Below are 17,177 nucleotides of genomic sequence, written 5' to 3'. Positions count from 1 at the left end.
TTAGTAATCACAAACATTGAGATAATCTTTTTCACTTTTAAGCTTGTAATATAGGTTGAGTCATACACGTTTTACCATGAGAAGGCGTACCTGTTTTGTGACAATAATTCTCTGGATAGTCATAGTTTTTATAATACGCCCAAGATCTAAATGCATTATATGAATAAGGGCGTTCTGGATCAAAAGGAATTTCTTCACCTGATCTTATACAATAACCTATTGTTTGATTATTTTCTTCACTTTTAAAGTCTTCCTTTTTAATAACAAAATCGACCAATTCTGTATCACCCTTAAATTCAGCTCTTTCTCTTTCAGGTTTATCACTATACTTTTTCTCTAAAGATGTTTCTGTTTCTAAATCAAAATCCTCTAACTTTTTAGACGTATAGTTGTTACCACTAAACACATCTTCCGATATATCCATTAGAATTTTAGACTGCTGATAAACCTTCTGCAAACCAAATAGTTTTTTAGAGTATTGGGGCTTTTTAAGAAACACAATGTCACTTTGATTATATACTAAATCCTTAGTAAAGCCAAAGGTTTCTTCAAAAAGTTTATCAATAGGATTTAGCATAGTTTTTTGAAAATAAACACCATACTCTATATTATTAAGCATAGAATAACCATACAAATTAAGAGAAGTTATTAATCCTTCGCTTTCATTACAATAATGCTTCGCATGTAAATCTTTATTATATAAAATAGTGATGTTTTTAAAGCCTTTAAAAAACGTTAAATCATTTTCGTTAAAACTTCTATACTTAAACTCTTCATTTTTGCCAAACACAATATAGACTGCTATTTGGTGGGTGTCTTTTACTTTTTCTAACACGTCTTTAATGTGATCGTCTAATTTTATAAACGGTGAGATTAAAACTATATACTTTTTAGCATTCCATATAATGTCGGTCAGCTTACATTCTAAGTCGTCACCAGTTAAAAATGTACTCATAATAGGTTAATAATTTAATTGTTTTTATTACGCATGCCCTAAGCACTCCAATTGCTATACTCACCTTCGGCTTATTGCATAATCTCTTCTAAGATCTCATTGAGCTTCGATAAACTTACTTTTTTCCATAATTCTTTCATTACGGATAACCGTATTGTGACCTAGCTAATTCCACTTATCTAAAACTAATTAGAGCACCTTCTGACAAGAGTATTCGCTCAGCTCACTCTCTAATCATTTTACTACCCAATAACTTTAGGTGTTTTATTAATGTCAAATTGTTCTACTTCTTTAATATTATATAATTTATGGTGGTTTTTATTTGTTTTAAATGCAAAACCATTTGTTAATATACAATTGCCATTAATATCAATATCATTAATAAACTCATTGAATTTAATCGACTTACTTAATGGTATTTCACAGTCAAGATTTTTTATCATATAGGAAACCTTCGCAAATTCGGAATCTGCAACCTTCTTAGAATCAGTATGTTTAAACTTAGCATCATGAATCATAAAAACATCATTGAAATCTGGTGTTTTATCAGCGTTTTTATTTAAAAAAGAAATATCAGGCGCACTATCTTCATCAGCCCTTCCTTTAATTTTTATTCCATTACATAATTGGAATTTTTCTTTCCCACTTTTTTTACTTTTAATTGAAAAATATGGATAATTCTTTTTTAATCCAGGCGCTTTTGGAAAAAGAACACCATGCTTTTCCCCTGGAACTAATTCTAAATCATAATTAGCTTTTAAATCTTTCAAAATCCTTAGATAACAATAGAATTCATAAATATACTCTCGCTTGGTCTCTTCGTTATTAGAAGTTTGAATATGTGCTATTGTTTCATTAGAGTTACTCCATCTCGAAGCTTTTCTTAATGCAATAGCATAATCTTTAATCTCTTTTAGACGATCGTCTATATCTTTATATTTATTGGCCATCTTCTATTTTCAAAAAGTTTATTGAATCTAATTTCAGAACTTGTTCTCTGATGGTTCTCAAGTATATCTTTTATAGTACTTTGAGTTATTTCAGAATAAGCTAAAACCTCTTCAAATAATTCTGCTTGCTGTATAATAGTATCTCCTGAATTTATTTCACTCATCTTCAAACTTTCTTCGAAAACATCAAGTTTATCAGTTAAACCAGTCCTATCTCTAAAACCATCATTATCAAAACCAATTGAAGATGAATCAATAACATCTAATAAATCATTTTCTAATATTGCTTTTGAAGCAATTAGGAATTTCCCTAATTCCAAAATATGATTGTTTAAATAATTATTCAAAAATCGAAGACCTATAGAACACGTAATATCCTTCAATTCTGGTGTGTTAAATTTTTCCATCGCAATTAAAATAAACTCTAATCGATTCTCTTGTGGCAAGGCGTGAATCAATCTTCCCAAAACAGTTCTAGAGGCATATATTCTCTCCTTGTACAGTGTTTCGAAGTCATTTTTATTTAACGCAGTTATTTTATTCGCAAAATGGCGTTGTGGATCTTTGTAATTTTCTATGCCAAGCAAGCTATAGGTATAATCTTCTAAATAAGGAGTCTCTTCAAACTCTCCTTTATTTATTAAATTAATTTTATGATTGTAAAAGATTAAACTCTCACCCTTTTTTAAAGCTTTCTCTTTTTCATCTCGTTCTCTTTGATTTAAATCAGAAGATTTTGCATATTCAGCAGGTGATACACTTTCAACTTTCGCTTTGTATTTTAAAACAAAATTATCTGCTTTAACATTAGAATGTTTATTATTCTGATAACCAAGCAGAATTATTTCATCATCTTTTTCGGGCCTAATAGTTTTGTTTTTGCTGACAACCTCAACTACACCAGCTTTAGATAACTTGAACTGTTCATCATTAAACATTCTGTTAGTATGGTAGTTTGTTGTATTTAACATGTAATGTCCAACCATTTGCAATTTATATTTTAGTTTGAATAAAATCAAACATCGGTTTCAGTACTTCAAAGCTTACATCATCTAATTCTGGCACAATTTCTTGAGCAAACCTCATTTTAGATGAATCACTTATCTCTAATATTTGAGAACCGCCAACTCCGCTTTTTAAATTAAAGTTTCCTTTGGTTTCATCTGAGTAAAAAAGATGTTCCATTTCTACCTTAGCTTCATGTTTAAAAGTAGTTTTTGTTGCCTCGTCTTTAATAGATTGCTTTTTGATAATATCTATGTCTGGAATTGGAATTAAAAAAGCAAAACAGTTTTTATCTTCAACTTTTTTACAAATACCCTTGAAAGGATCTGCTTCTAGCAATTCTCCTTCAATTTTTAAAGAATTCCACTGATTATAGGCTTCATCAAAATCAAATAAACCAAAAATAGGTTTTCCTCCCATTTCTGTTTGAAATTTATGGCTATTAAGTATTTTCCTAAGATAATCGCATCCAAAACCAAAACAAATATCAAATGGAATTTCAAAATCATACAACCTATTCCATGCTTCATATAAAATAATAGGATCTGTATCTCCTTCAGTAAATAAGATTGGCTTTCCTTGACTATGCGTATGCATAATACTTAGTAATTGTTTATCGTAATTAACTTTAAACAATTGACTCGATAATTGATTAACAGCAAAATTCTTACCTACTTTATGACATTTTAATTCGTTTTCATGAAACCTGAATAGATTTACTCTCTTTTCTAAATCACCTACCAAGGTTACAGCACTATGACTGCTCATTAAAACATGATTAGTTTTAGCAGAAGCATCACTAATTTCATTTACTTGAATCAAAAACTTGTGTTGCCATTCTGGGTGTAGAAAAGAGTCTGGTTCGTCTAAAAGTGTGATACAATTCTTGTCTTTAAATAGCTCTGTTAATGCGTAGATGTATATGGATTGAAACTGACCATCACTAAATTGGTCTATTTGTATTTTTTTACCTGAAGTTAGCGTTACGCCTAATTTTATATCCTCTAAATATCCAATAGTCTTTAAATTATCAAAGGCTATAAATAGCTCTAATGGACTATAATCCTGAAATGATTCTTTAAAATGATTGAAACCTTTAAAAAGTATATATGCATCATCATTTATCTTTCCTTCGTTTCTAATACCAAACAATGGAGCATTATTCTCCACTAACCAAATTTGATTTAATAGAATTTTAAAATAACCTGCTGGAGACCAAAATCGTTTTCCTTCATCAAACTCATCAAATTCAAACTTAGCTTTGTCTTTAGCATAGTCTGGCCTTTTAAAATCTAATCTTATTTCATTACCAATAGCTGTAATTCCTAGCTTTTCTTTTATGAAAACTTTCGCTTTATTAGTGTCTTCTTGTAATAATATAACACTTAACAATAAAGATTTGTAATGATTATCTATACCTGTAAAGCACCTAGTGACTTCACTTAACAAGTTTTCATTTTTTCTATTCTTATCTAAAAGTTTTTTATGATTTTCGTTGGTAGACTTTAAAAGACTACCAATAGTTTTATTATGACCAGAATAGTATACTAATATATTTGCAGGTAATTTTGATTTATCTGGAATAATAACTTGTGCTTCCTGATCAATCCATTTTACATCTTGCCATTCTAAAAAAACAGATTCGTTATCTATTTCATAGCTTATCGTATAATTGAAAGAGATTGGATAATCTTCTTCAGATAAATGCTTAAAAATTTCTAAAATAGCTTCAAAGAAATTAGATTTACCTGTTCCATTTTTACCAACAAATACTTCTAAAAAATTATCTCCTTCAAACGTAACTTTAAAGTCTTGTAAATTTTTATAAGTTCCTTTTATGTGTATTTCCTTTAACCTCATAATTAAACCATATTATTAGGTTCAAAAACCTCCCTCAAACAACTCTGCATTAACTGCTCACTATGTTCTTTGCTTTGTTGTACTTCTTGCTCTAACCTATCACATAAATCCATTAAAGTATTCACTTTTTGAACTATTGCTTTTTGTTCTTCTAGTGGCGGAAGAGCAAAAGCTTGATTTCTTATTTTTACTCTAGATATATTTGGTTGCGCTCCACCTTCACCTTGATTAATAAAAGTATCTCTTAATGCTTTAAGAAGTATATGAAGATAAGAACTACTGATACAAGAAAAAGGAGTACACGCACAAACAGCTTGGTTTGTTGTTCCTTTAACATTTAATATAGCTGTTTTACCTATTGTTGCTCCATACATGGCTATCAGTACATCTCCTGGTTTATTTAATCTTACAGATGACTTTTGTATTGCTAAGTCTGTTATTTTTTCTTTTGATTCAAAATCAATTATTCCATTATTTAATTCACCAGATTTAAACCAATTTATTTCTCCATCATAAAATGATGAATTTGAGCGTAAAGGTGTTGAACCCGCTCCCCAATCCCCAATTTCTCCTAACCTTACCATCTCCCATTTCTTTGGCAAATTAATCAGTTCTTCTTTTTTAATTTTAGAAAGTGGTTTTTCTCTTCTAATCTTCTTTTCTTTAATTAAGTTGTCTTTTTCTCCTTTTAATTGTTCTAAATATTTTGAAGCAGATTGAATTTCAGAGTTTTCAACTCTCCAGTTAGTTGTTAATTCACCTTTAACTGCTAACTTTAAAAATAGCCCCTTTAATTCTCTTGCATTTTCTGATATAATAGTAAGTTCTTTAAAATGTTTTAGTAACTGCTTATTTTTTAAAGATTCGGATAATACATTTATAAACTTGTCTTGTATAGAAGAAATCTTTTTTTCAGTAATTCTATTTTTTTTAAACAAAACTTCTGGACTCTCCAAAGTATCTGTCTCTTGGTGTGGGTTTTTAATATCCAAATTGTAGCCTCGTTTTTTAATCTCCTCAATAGAGACCTTCCAAGCTTGTGTATTTTCTTCACGATTATTCCACCATGCTTTTTCTGCATTAAATTCTTCAATATTGATAGGTTTTCCTTTGTTATAGCTTTTTACACCTTCGGGATAAGGATGCTCAAAATACCAAACCTCTTTTGTTGGCGTACCTTTTTCAAAAAACAACAAATTGGTTTTAATACCTGTATATGGATTAAATACACCATTTGGCAAACGTACAATGGTATGTAAGTTACATTTGTCTAGCAACTCTTCTTTTAGACGCGTTTTCATACCTTCGCCAAATAAGGTGCCGTCTGGTAAAACAATAGCGCAACGTCCTTTGTCTTTTAATAGCTTAATGATTAGGGCTAAGAATAAATCGGCTGTTTCTTTGGTTCTAAACTTTTTAGGAAAATTGGTTTCGGTACCATCTTCTTCTACACCACCAAAAGGTGGGTTAGAGAGGATAATATCTAGTTTATCTTTGGCTCCCCAATCGGCATAAGGTTTGCTTAGTAAGTTGTCTCTTCGTACTACAGGTAAATCGAAACCATGTAACATTAAATTGGTGGTACATAGTAAATGTGGTAAAGGTTTTTTCTCAATACCACGTATCGATTTTTGTAAGATGTCTCTGTCTTTTGGTGTTTTTACTTGATTACGAACGCCATCAATAGTACAGGTTAAAAATCCACCTGTTCCGCATGCAGGATCTAATACGCTTTCTCCTAATTGCGGATTAATCATATCTACCATAAACTGCGTTACAGCTCTTGGTGTGTAATATTCACCCGAAGAACCTGCAGATTGTAAGTCTTTTAAAATGGTTTCGTAAATATCATTAAATACATGTCGTTCATTTGTGCTATTAAAATCGATCTCATTAATCACGTTAATTACTTGACGGAAGAGTGTTCCGTTTTTCATAAAGTTATAGGTATCGTCAAATACCGAACGAATAATTTTTGCTTGCGGACTTATAGTAATATCCAACTCTTTCAACGCAGGAAACAACTCGGTTTCTATAAAATCCATTAAAGCATCACCTGTTAAGCCTTCATCATCTGCAGCCCAGTTTTGCCATTTTAAGTGCTCAGGAATTGGGCTTTCGTAATTATCTATAGTGATTTCCCATTCTTCTTCTTTATCTGCAAATATTTTCATAAACAGCATCCAGACCATTTGAGAAATACGTTGCGCATCTCCATCTACTCCTGTGTCTTTACGCATAATATCGCGTATGCCTTTTATGTTGGTTGTTATGTTACTCATTAAGCTATGTTATATATTTCGTTTTCTAATTCTTTTATGGCTTGGTCAAAATCTTTTTTCTTGCCAAAGGCTCTTACCAATTCAACGGCAGAACCCATTTGGCTTAAAGGTTGTACTTTTAATACAGAACCTTGCTCTATGGACACAATGCCTTCTTTTTCGTATTTATCTAATAAACTATTTAAAACCTTTTGTGCGGTTTCGCTATATTTAGTAAAGTAGTTGCGTTTACGGACGTTGTTAGCACGCTCTTGTCGTGTTAAAGCTGGTTGATCGAAGGCGATGTGGCAGATTAAATCGAAATCGTCTAAATCTTGCCCTACATCCTCACGTAATGCTTCTAGCAACACACCGTGTTCTGCTAGTTCTCGTATTAATTCTTCTTTCTTCTCAGATGCGTTCCATTTTTGGATAAAATCATCTAACGATGAAAACTCTTTTTCTATATTTTTCTTAGAGTAATCTTTTAATGATTCTGTAATGAGCTTTCCGTCTTTACCATAATACTGTACACGCTCATTAACAACAGAGACAGGTATTTGATTCACATAATATTTACGTACCTCTTCATCTTCTCCTATACCAATATCAGGACGCGTTGGTTGAAATTCTTCTAGGTCATTAGGTTCACCATTATCAGATTCTGTTGGATCAATACTATCTGGTGGCACCACTGGTTCATCAGGTTCTGGTTCGTAAATTTGTACAGGATCACCATCAAAATCTGGTCTAGCAAATATATTGGTGGCTTTTCTAAAATCCATAATTGTAAAATAGACTTTACCTTCTGCTTCCCTGATTCTCGTTCCTCTACCAATAATTTGTTTAAACTCGGTTACCGATTGTATGTTGGATTCTAAAACTATAAACTTTACCATCTTGGTATCAATACCAGTCGTCAACATTTTAGAAGTGGTTGCAATGACAGGAAAACGTTCTTCAACATCTGTAAAATTATCCAACTCTTGTTTTCCAACCTCATCATCGCCTGTTATTTTCACACAATAGTTCCAATGTTGGGCTACTAAGTCGGCATTCTCATTTATTAAGGCTTGTCGCATTCTATTCGCATGGTCAATATCGGTACAAAACACGATGGTTTTCGCGTAACGATCAGTCGCTTTTAAATACTCTGTAATTTTCTTTGCGACCACTTCTGTACGTTCGTCTATAGCTAAGGTTCTATCGTAATCTTTTAAATTGTAAATACGGTCTTCTACTTCATTTCCGTATTTATCTAGTAAACCAGCAGTTGGTCTCCATCCGTCATCAACACTTGTTGTAATTCTCACCACTTTATATGGTGCTAAAAAGCCATCGTCAATACCTTGTTTTAAAGAATAGGTATAAACAGGTTCGCCAAAATATTCCATATTAGAAACATCTTTGGTTTCTTTAGGTGTTGCGGTTAAACCAATTTGTGTCGCTGAAGAAAAGTAAGTTAATACATCACGCCAAGCCGAAGCTTCAGAAGCAGAACCTCTATGACACTCGTCAATAACGATTAAGTCGAAAAAATCTGGGCTAAATTCTTTGTAGGCATTTTTATCGTCGTCCGTACTTGTTAACCCTTGATATAGGGCAAAGTATATTTGATAAGATTTATCAATCTTTCTGTTTTTAATAATGTGCATGATATCGTTACCAAAAGGTGAAAAGTCACCATTTTTGGTTTGCGTTAATAAAGCATTTCTATCGGCAAGAAATAAAATACGTTTCTTAACTCCAGTTTTCCATAAGCGCCAAATAATATTAAATGCCGTATAGGTTTTTCCTGTACCTGTAGCCATAACTAAGATAATCCTATCCTGGCCTTTTGCTACAGCTTCAATAGTTCTATTCACTGCATTTTGCTGATAATATCGTGGTGTCATACCACTATCATCTGCATAATAGTCTTTCTCTACAATTTCTTGCGCTTGCGGTGTTTCAATATTAGTGTACGCTAAATACTTTTTCCATAAGGTTTCCGGTGATGGAAAATGATCTAAAGTTAACTCTTGTTCTAATGCTCCCGATGTATTGGTTTTATCATGAAACACAAAAGAATCTCCATTAGATGTAAACACAAATGGTAGTTGCAGAATTTCAGAATACTCTAAGGCTTGCTGCATACCATGTCCTACAGCTTTCTTATTGTCTTTAGCTTCAATAATAGCTATCGGAATGTTGGATTTATAATAAAGAATATAATCGGCACGTTTATTTCTTCCTCTAGTATATAAATTGCCTTGCACTATGATTCTGCCATCAGTAAAAGACACTTCTTCTCTAACTTGAGTTCTCATATTCCATCCTGCTTTCTGAATCGCTGGATTAATAAACTTACTGCAAATATCCCTTTCTGAGAGTTCTTTTTTATTCATATATAAGCATTAGTTATTATACGGCTAAATAACCGCAAAACTATCTGTCAGTTAAAATTGAATTGTAGGGGAGTTAAAGATAGCAAAACCCTCAAGGTTTCAAAATGTAACTTATAATATTTTCATATAATAATCGAAAAGCAAACCACTTTAAAAACTATAGAAAAATTGTGCATATGGTATGTCGATTCCTACAGGCTAACAAACATAATTCAAAGCAAATTATAGACCTTACGGTATACCGTAAAAAAGAATTGAAACGTTAAGCGAAGCTTGTTTTATAAATCCTAAGTCATATATAATAAAACTGTGCCTATAATTTTTATTAGTTTTTATAAGGCTTGTATAATATAATTGGTTTTTAACATTGATTAATGTTAATTCATTGCCTGTGCAACTGAAAGCACATAAAATCCCAAACATTAATTATCACTAGTTTTCTTAGATAAGGCTCCTATATATTCTATTATGGGGATATCTAAACCAACATTAACAAACCCGTTATCTAGTTTTTTATCTACTAATGGGCTTGCATAACCAATATTTACAGCTAACCCATTGAAAAAAGTTAGCCCAATACCCGCGCCAAATATGGCGTAATCAAAACCATCCTCAGATTTTAAATCCACCAAATTATAAAGTAAACCTGAACCATAAGCCATTATATATAAATCACTTATCAATGGTTCTTGTTGTGGTCTGCGCCAAATTTGTTTTCTATACCCATAGTAATTGAAGGATTCACCAGCTTCAAAGCTATGGGTGTATTTCCAGTTCCATAATTTCCATTTAATTCCTAATTTTTCAGATGCAAAATACAAATCGTTTATGTCTTGCGTATTACCATTTGCGTCTAACCCTAAATTATTACCGCCATCGAATGATGCATAGTTAGTACCTATACTAAAAAAGGGACTCACATAATTCAGTATACCTTTGCGTTTTATTGACCCTAAATTAGCATCAATGGCTGTAATTAAAGATGCAATATCTACATACAAATAACCTCTTTGTTCGGCAACATTTGGTTTCACTTCATCTTCTCTAATTAACGTCCCATTTTCATCTGCGTATTCTACAATGGTGTAATCTAATAAAAACTCTAAGACATTAGATATCACGTCATTATTAGTATACTGATTTTTTGCTACATCAATAAACTCAAATAAAATATATTTCATAGCATTGTATTGCGCTTTGGTCATTGTAAACTCTTTAAATTTTGATTTTTCTAGACCCTTATAAAAATTAAATAGTTGAACAAAAACCTCTGAATTATCATTGAGATAAGTTTTAACACCGATAATGTCTTCCTTTAATTTAGCATCCATAGTATAACCAAAAGTATTTTCTAAATTACTAAGCTCTTTGCTAAGCTCAGCAGCCGAAGATGTATAGATGGAGTTTAGCAATGTATCTAACTCCTCTCTTAAAGCGTAAGGATTAGAAGTGGCTGTCGTCACAGTATTTCCTATATCTTTAAGTTGACTTGCCAAATCTAAAAATGCTGTTATCTTCGCTTCTAATAAAACTCTTTCTGATACCCAATGTGCTTCATCAACACCATTATTTGCCTTTATAGCCTTAAGGTAAGCATTGTCGTTCTTGTACCAAGATTTATAGTACTCATTATCTAAAGATTCTTTAAACTTGAAGGACTTTAAGAGTTCATCGTTACTATTAAGCAGAATATCTAAACACATATCCATTCTAATATTAAAAATTTTCACTTCATCGGTACGAATTTTTGTACCTCCATCGCCTTCTAGTTTAACTTTTGTTAAATCGTTTTGACTTTTGTCTGCATATAACGTTAATCCATAAACAAAGGCAAACTCTGCAGAACGTTCCACAATTTTTTTAGTCATTATCGTTTTATTCTTTCCGCTTGTGAGTTCGTCCATTAGGTTGTAGAGGTAATTATATGTCGCAAAATTATTGAGGCGTTTTTTATAATTAGAATTATTAAATTGACGAACAATGGTATTGCGAAACACACGCTGTTTAATTTCTATTTGTTTTTGCTGTATGAGGGCAGTTAAAATCTCAGTATCGATGTTTCCTTTTTGAACGAAGGAGTCATTACCTGTTAATTGAAGTTTTGGTCCGTCTTGGGCGTATGTCATTAAGACTGTGATGCACATAAGCATAGTACCTAGAAGTTTTGTTCTCATAATATGGTTGGTTTTAATTAATAATTCAAACTAAAAGCGTTGAGTAAAGCACACCTAAATAAGCAGCTTAAACAATGACCGTATCCTCCAGCACCACAGACACAGGCCTATGATCGCTAGAAATAGTCTTACTGTTAGAATCGGCATTCACCCGCTCAAAAATCTCATGCTCCACTTGCCCTGCCTTAGCATTCACTTTTAACGGAAAACGACCATTGCACAAAGGTTGACTCACTAAAATATGATCAATAAGCAAAGGGTTTTTACTGGCTGGAATTTTGAGAATAGGATCTCTATAGCGTGCAGTCCATCTAAGATCTTTAGCCACATCAAACAACACGTGGTTAAAATACTTTTCGGCTAAAAGAACTTCGCCTTGCAGATTCTGTATCAAGTCAAAAAACAAATAATTAGACTCAAAATAATCTTGTCCAGGCCCATCATTACAATCTCCTAAAATCACTAAAGCAGGGGCTTCTAACTGTCTAAACTTCGCATCAACATAATGCCGAATATTACGGGCTTCAGTAGCGAGCTTTACGCGAGCTTTTAAAGCAGTGTTCACATAAGCTCCAGTGAGGTTCTGCTCAGCATCATAAGTAATGGGTTCTTTATTAATCTTAGATTTAAGATGCACACCAATGCATTCAATTTCTTTACCGTTAGCCAATTTATAAATCAACACTTGCGGCTGACGGTAATGCTCATGGTTATCGCGTTCAAACTGGCCCCAATAATTGACCTGCCAATTTTCACCACCAATAAAAGAATGCCAAACTGTAGCGGCTTGTATACGGCATTGCGATAATACTGAAGGCTTTACCAAATACCACACCCATTGCGTACCACGCATATCGTAACCATAATCCCGATCCCGATCTCCCACCTCATCATCTGAACCTTTTAAAAGCACAGGCACCCAAGTATTATTTAAGACCTTATCGCAAAAGTCAATAATCTTAGCTTCCCCTTTTGGACCTTCAACAACCAATAGTATGTCGGCATTAATTAGAGTAATAATGGCTTTAACACGCCCAATCCGTTCTAAGACATCTGCAGAGGGATGGTCTTCAATAAGTTGCTGACTGTGCTTGACATTCCAAGTTGAAATTTTTAGTGACATAATGCGCTGATATGATGTTAACTAGTGATAAAAATAATTATTATATATACAGCAAACCATACCTAGTACTGGGTAAACTTGCTGGCGTTTGTCAACAACGAATGATATAAATTCATACGGCTAAGGATACCATATCTAAGGGATGTAATAAAACTACAAATAATAGTTAATCCTCTGACAACAAAAAAGATAAAACACCATATTCATCTTTATAATGCATTTTTCACATCTAAAGAGGAAAGATATTCCCATCATCTAATCCCTAATCCGCCCAAAACCAACCAACAAAAAATCCCGCAAAGGAAACCAATGCGGGATTCAATCAAAACCTAAAAGCTAAAGGCTAACAAAAGCCAAAAGCTAAAGCCCAACAGCAATCTTCATACTGTGACCTTGCGAAAGCTCATAAAGCTCACCGTTCACCATCTGAAAAAAGACAATAGCCGTAGCACCAAGAAGAACGGTCGTTACTGGGACTGGAGCAAACGCCGTTAGATCCGTCGTTAAACTCGTAGCAGCTCCAACCATACCACCAATGGCAATAGCATTGCTGTAGGTCACAACACCGATACCATTAGGTGTATCCGCTACAGGAACATAGCCTTTGGTAGCAACATCCCACTCATAATTGCTCATATAACCAGACGCTAAAGCAAGTTTAAAATGCGTAGCACCTGCTGGAATATTAACGTAAGTATCAGTGTTAAAATCAGGAATATCCCAAGTAACACTATCTCTACTCGCATTAATCACAGGTCCGTCGGATGGAGCATTAAAATTGGCATCAAATGGTTTAGAAATATTAAAATCCAAACCAATAAATTGCGTCACGTTGTCAACTACATTATACAAGCGTTGACCACGCAAGCCTACTCCATTGCCTACAATACCCCTAAACTTTCCCGTAACACGAGAACTGATATAAGAGTCAGCAACCAAACGCGAAATAGAAGCAAATGCAGATCTAAAAGCTTTACCACACTTGGCAGCTCCTCCAAATTCTTGCATGTTCTCACGGGTTCTAATGTACTCAGGATCGTTCATTATACGATTCCTGCTAACACGGTTTTTAGTCTTTACAAAAGACTCACCGTTCTTTCTGTAAAAGGTTAACCCATCTAAGGTACCTTCTAATCTGATAAAAGAATTATTCTTGGCCATAATATTAAGATTTATGATAGGTAGAACTTTATGGCATCAAGCCCAACCAATCTGGTTAACGTTGTTCAAACCATTTGAACATACGATAGATGAGGGATTACAGTTGCAAACAATACCGGTAATTATTAGTAAGCGAATTCACAATCCACTAACCAACTGTTTACCAAACATATATAAAATATTTTAAATCGTAACCAACTCATTTTCAAGTATTTTCAATAAAACTTAAGATTTTCAGAAAATTTTCTATTTCAATAGCCTGTTTTGAAACCTTTTTTGAAAAATTATCACCCAAACCCGAATAACCTTTGAGAATTTCATAAAAATGCATACCAGCCGCTCAACAAAACCACAAAGCACTAAATAACAACAACTTAAACACCCCTAACACGGCACTCATCAAGCATCAAGCTTCACACTACCACTTCAAACCCCACACTCTACACTTCACTCTTCACTTTGCATTTTGCACTTTGCGCGTTGCACTTCAAACCATCACCAAAAAACCACAAGCGCATCATAAGCGCATCATAAGCGCATCATAAGCGGGTCATAAGCGGGTCATAAGCGGGTTAGCTATAGTTTTTTCCTACAAGTCAAAAATGGTGTCATAAATTAAGCAGGTAGAATATTCTAATCTAGGTTCTATAGATAAAAAGAAAACAGGCCAAGAAGCCCCAGAAAATATGAAAAACACAAAAAGGCAATTATTTCTAATTGCCTTTTATCACCACATGCACTTACGATTATAGTATTCCCTAAAATATTTAATTACGATAAGTGCAGGGCTGTACTGTATATAGTGTTGTATTATATAACTCCTAAATCTTTGGTTATCGCTACCAAATGTATAGCATTATTAGCTTTAAACTGCTCGCGCAATTTATTTAATCGTTTTTCAATAGTGCTTAAGCTATTAGGTGTAATACCATATAACTTAAGATTACTGCTAATGTCATCTTGAGACTGACCTTGCGATATCATTTTTAATAACCTAATATCATAATCGTCTATTTCTAATTGCGACTTAGGGCTCAGCGCCTTTGCTACTTGTGGTGAGACATAAATTGCATTATCAGCCACCGCTTCTATTGCCGCTGCCAGTTCAATACTACCTTTTCGATCTTTACAAACATAGCCATTAATATGATAGGTATTAAGCAAGCTTCTAATCTTTTGAAGCTGATCTTTCATAGAATACACTATAATGGGCAAATCTGGAAATTCTTCGCGTAACTTCTCTATAAGCATCTCACCCGATACAAGGGTTGTATCTCTATGATCTTGCTTAAAGGAGAGGTCTGTAATGAGTAAATCGAAAGGGTGAGCATCTAAAACTCCTTTTTTTAGTTTTAAATACGCTTCATCACAGTATTGCGATTTCTCAATCGATTCCACGTGCAATTCACCTAATATCTTAGTGATATTAGCAAGAACAGCATCATGGTCTTCATTAATTAAAACGTTCTTAAACATTGTTACAGCGTTATTTTGGCTTTAAACCCTTTATCTAGATTGGTTTCAAAAGTAATACTTCCGTTTATAGATTGAATACGGTTTTCCGTATTCTGCAGTCCATTTCGTTTTTTTAACGTCGTTCCTACTCCATTATCACTGTAATTAACCTGAATGCCTTTATTGTCTTTTATAAACATTATAACCACAATAGACGCACCACTATGTTTTTTCATATTGATTAATAACTCTTGTAAAACGCGGTATAGTGTAAGCTGTTTTAACTGCGGAATGGTATCCCAAGCGATGCCGGAAAGTCCCTTAATGATCACATTGGTCTGCATATCATTATAGCTTTCTAATAATTCTTCTAAGTACTCTACAAACGGATAGTCGGCATTTAAAACACTATGCTTTTTAGAAATATCTCTTGTTTTGTGGTATAAATTGTGTAGCTCATTTTTAAGAACCTTATGTTTTAAAGCTTTATTTTCTAGCCTAGTCATGACCTGAAAAACATCGCTGGCAATCTCATCGTGAATCTCTTTAGAGATGCGCGATTCTGTAAGAAACACTTGTTGTAATTTTTCTTTTCTATGCCGTGCTCTTAATATAAAATACAAAAACACCGAGACTAAGGCTATAAAGGATGCTATTAAAAGGGCGTAGATGGTTTTAGACTCTTGCTTTTCTTTTTCAAGTTGACTTTCTAAAGCTGCTCTTTTGTATTCGGAATTATCATATTTAAGGAACGCAAATTGATTTAAACTTTCTTGTGTCGCAGCATAAAGACTATCGTTTAACTGTTTATAAGCTCTGGCTAAAGGATCATCACTTAGCTTTACTAACAAGCTTAACGCCTTGTTTTTATAAGAGGCTGAATTGAGAGATTTGGCAAGTTGAAGGGATTTTAACGCGTATAATTTAGAAGTATCTGTGTTATGTATGCGGTAATAATACGCTGCTAAATGCGAATAACTGGTGTAGATGGTAGAACTGTCTTTTTGGGACTGTCTTAATTCTAAGGCTTTAGTCATTAGAGTCAACCCATTGGCATGATTTAAACGCGATGCGATAACGCCATAATTATCTAAAATAAGTGCCTGTGTAATGGTATCGGGTATGCGTGGTAACAAGTGATAGGCTTTTAGTATGTCTGTTTCGGCACTGGTTAAATCATTAAAATTTAGATGTACAAGGGATAAATTATTATAAATCTTAGCACTGTCGGATGCAGACTCAGCCATCTTAAAAGCGTTGTTATATAACTCTATAGCTTTGGGCTTATTCTGTTGCTCTGCATACATTAAGCCCAACAGATTATAGAAACTTTTTCTGGTAGCCTCAGTATAGGCTGAACGCGTCATTGTATCTAACAGACCTAAGGCTTTTACTGCGGTTTCTTCACTTTTTATGTACTCTCCCTCTTTGTAGGCGATACTCGCTAAATAGTATAAATAATTTGTGGCGTCACCGCTATCTCCTTGCTTTACCGCGCTGTGATAAAGGGTATTAAAATAGTTTTGAGACTTAAATAAATCTGAAGCATTCTGTGGCCGTAAGGCTAAGGCTCTATAGTAGTTTAAGCTATCTTTTTGTGATTGTGCAAATGCCTTGTGAGTGCATACTACTAACAGCAGAATGTAAATAAATAGAAATGACCTAAAGATTGGTTTCATGGCTCTAAAATAACAACAAAATATTACTTAGTGTTAATTATGAAGGTGGGTAATGGGGATTCATTTTGCATCCTCGTCATACCGTTTATGTTAAGGCTTCATATTAAATGGAATACGCCACCCACACCTGCTTTAAAGGAAGTGAAAAGATAATGGAAACTGACCCT

The 17,177-nt window shown here is 33.5% G+C and carries 11 protein-coding genes; all 11 read right to left on the bottom strand.

The window, feature by feature from the left end:
- Positions 1-37: 37 nt before the first annotated feature.
- Positions 38-955, bottom strand: a complete 918-nt coding sequence (locus tag HM986_RS08025; protein WP_179334566.1) for a phospholipase D family protein — start codon at positions 953-955, stop codon at positions 38-40.
- A 242-nt stretch (positions 956-1,197) separates the two neighbouring features.
- Positions 1,198-1,905 carry a hypothetical protein gene (locus tag HM986_RS08020; protein ID WP_179334565.1) on the bottom strand — a complete coding sequence of 236 codons (708 nt, stop codon included), beginning with the start codon at positions 1,903-1,905 and terminating at the stop codon, positions 1,198-1,200.
- Positions 1,881-2,876 (bottom strand): hypothetical protein, encoded by a 996-nt coding sequence (locus tag HM986_RS08015; RefSeq protein ID WP_179334564.1) that lies wholly within the window; start codon positions 2,874-2,876, stop codon positions 1,881-1,883. The genes HM986_RS08020 and HM986_RS08015 overlap by 25 nt, the downstream gene beginning before the upstream one ends.
- Positions 2,877-2,898: 22 nt before the next feature.
- Positions 2,899-4,770 (bottom strand): AAA family ATPase, encoded by a 1,872-nt coding sequence (locus HM986_RS08010; protein WP_179334563.1) that lies wholly within the window; start codon positions 4,768-4,770, stop codon positions 2,899-2,901.
- 2 nt (positions 4,771-4,772) lie between these two features.
- Complete coding sequence (locus HM986_RS08005) at positions 4,773-7,052, bottom strand: N-6 DNA methylase (protein ID WP_179334562.1); 2,280 nt, start codon at positions 7,050-7,052, stop codon at positions 4,773-4,775.
- Positions 7,052-9,418 (bottom strand): EcoAI/FtnUII family type I restriction enzme subunit R, encoded by a 2,367-nt coding sequence (gene hsdR / locus HM986_RS08000; protein ID WP_179334561.1) that lies wholly within the window; start codon positions 9,416-9,418, stop codon positions 7,052-7,054. Before hsdR ends, HM986_RS08005 begins: the two co-directional genes overlap by 1 nt.
- A 422-nt stretch (positions 9,419-9,840) precedes the next feature.
- On the bottom strand, positions 9,841-11,592 hold the full coding sequence (locus HM986_RS07995) for a hypothetical protein (RefSeq protein ID WP_179334560.1): 1,752 nt from the start codon (positions 11,590-11,592) through the stop codon (positions 9,841-9,843).
- 67 nt (positions 11,593-11,659) lie between these two features.
- The gene (locus HM986_RS07990) at positions 11,660-12,715 is read right to left on the bottom strand and encodes an endonuclease/exonuclease/phosphatase family protein (RefSeq protein WP_179334559.1); all 1,056 of its coding nucleotides are present in this window, start codon (positions 12,713-12,715) and stop codon (positions 11,660-11,662) included.
- 360 nt (positions 12,716-13,075) lie between these two features.
- Positions 13,076-13,876: a hypothetical protein gene (locus HM986_RS07985; protein WP_179334558.1), complete on the bottom strand. Its 801-nt coding sequence runs from the start codon at positions 13,874-13,876 to the stop codon at positions 13,076-13,078.
- Between the two features lie 810 nt (positions 13,877-14,686).
- Positions 14,687-15,352 (bottom strand): DNA-binding response regulator, encoded by a 666-nt coding sequence (locus tag HM986_RS07980; protein ID WP_179334557.1) that lies wholly within the window; start codon positions 15,350-15,352, stop codon positions 14,687-14,689.
- Between the two features lie 2 nt (positions 15,353-15,354).
- On the bottom strand, positions 15,355-17,010 hold the full coding sequence (locus HM986_RS07975; RefSeq protein ID WP_179334556.1) for a tetratricopeptide repeat-containing sensor histidine kinase: 1,656 nt from the start codon (positions 17,008-17,010) through the stop codon (positions 15,355-15,357).
- Between the last annotated feature and the right edge of the window lie 167 nt (positions 17,011-17,177).

Origin of the sequence: Winogradskyella costae (assembly GCF_013403865.1) — a bacterium.
Taxonomy (GTDB): domain Bacteria; phylum Bacteroidota; class Bacteroidia; order Flavobacteriales; family Flavobacteriaceae; genus Winogradskyella; species Winogradskyella costae.
This window is presented reverse-complemented; position numbering and strand designations above follow the sequence as displayed.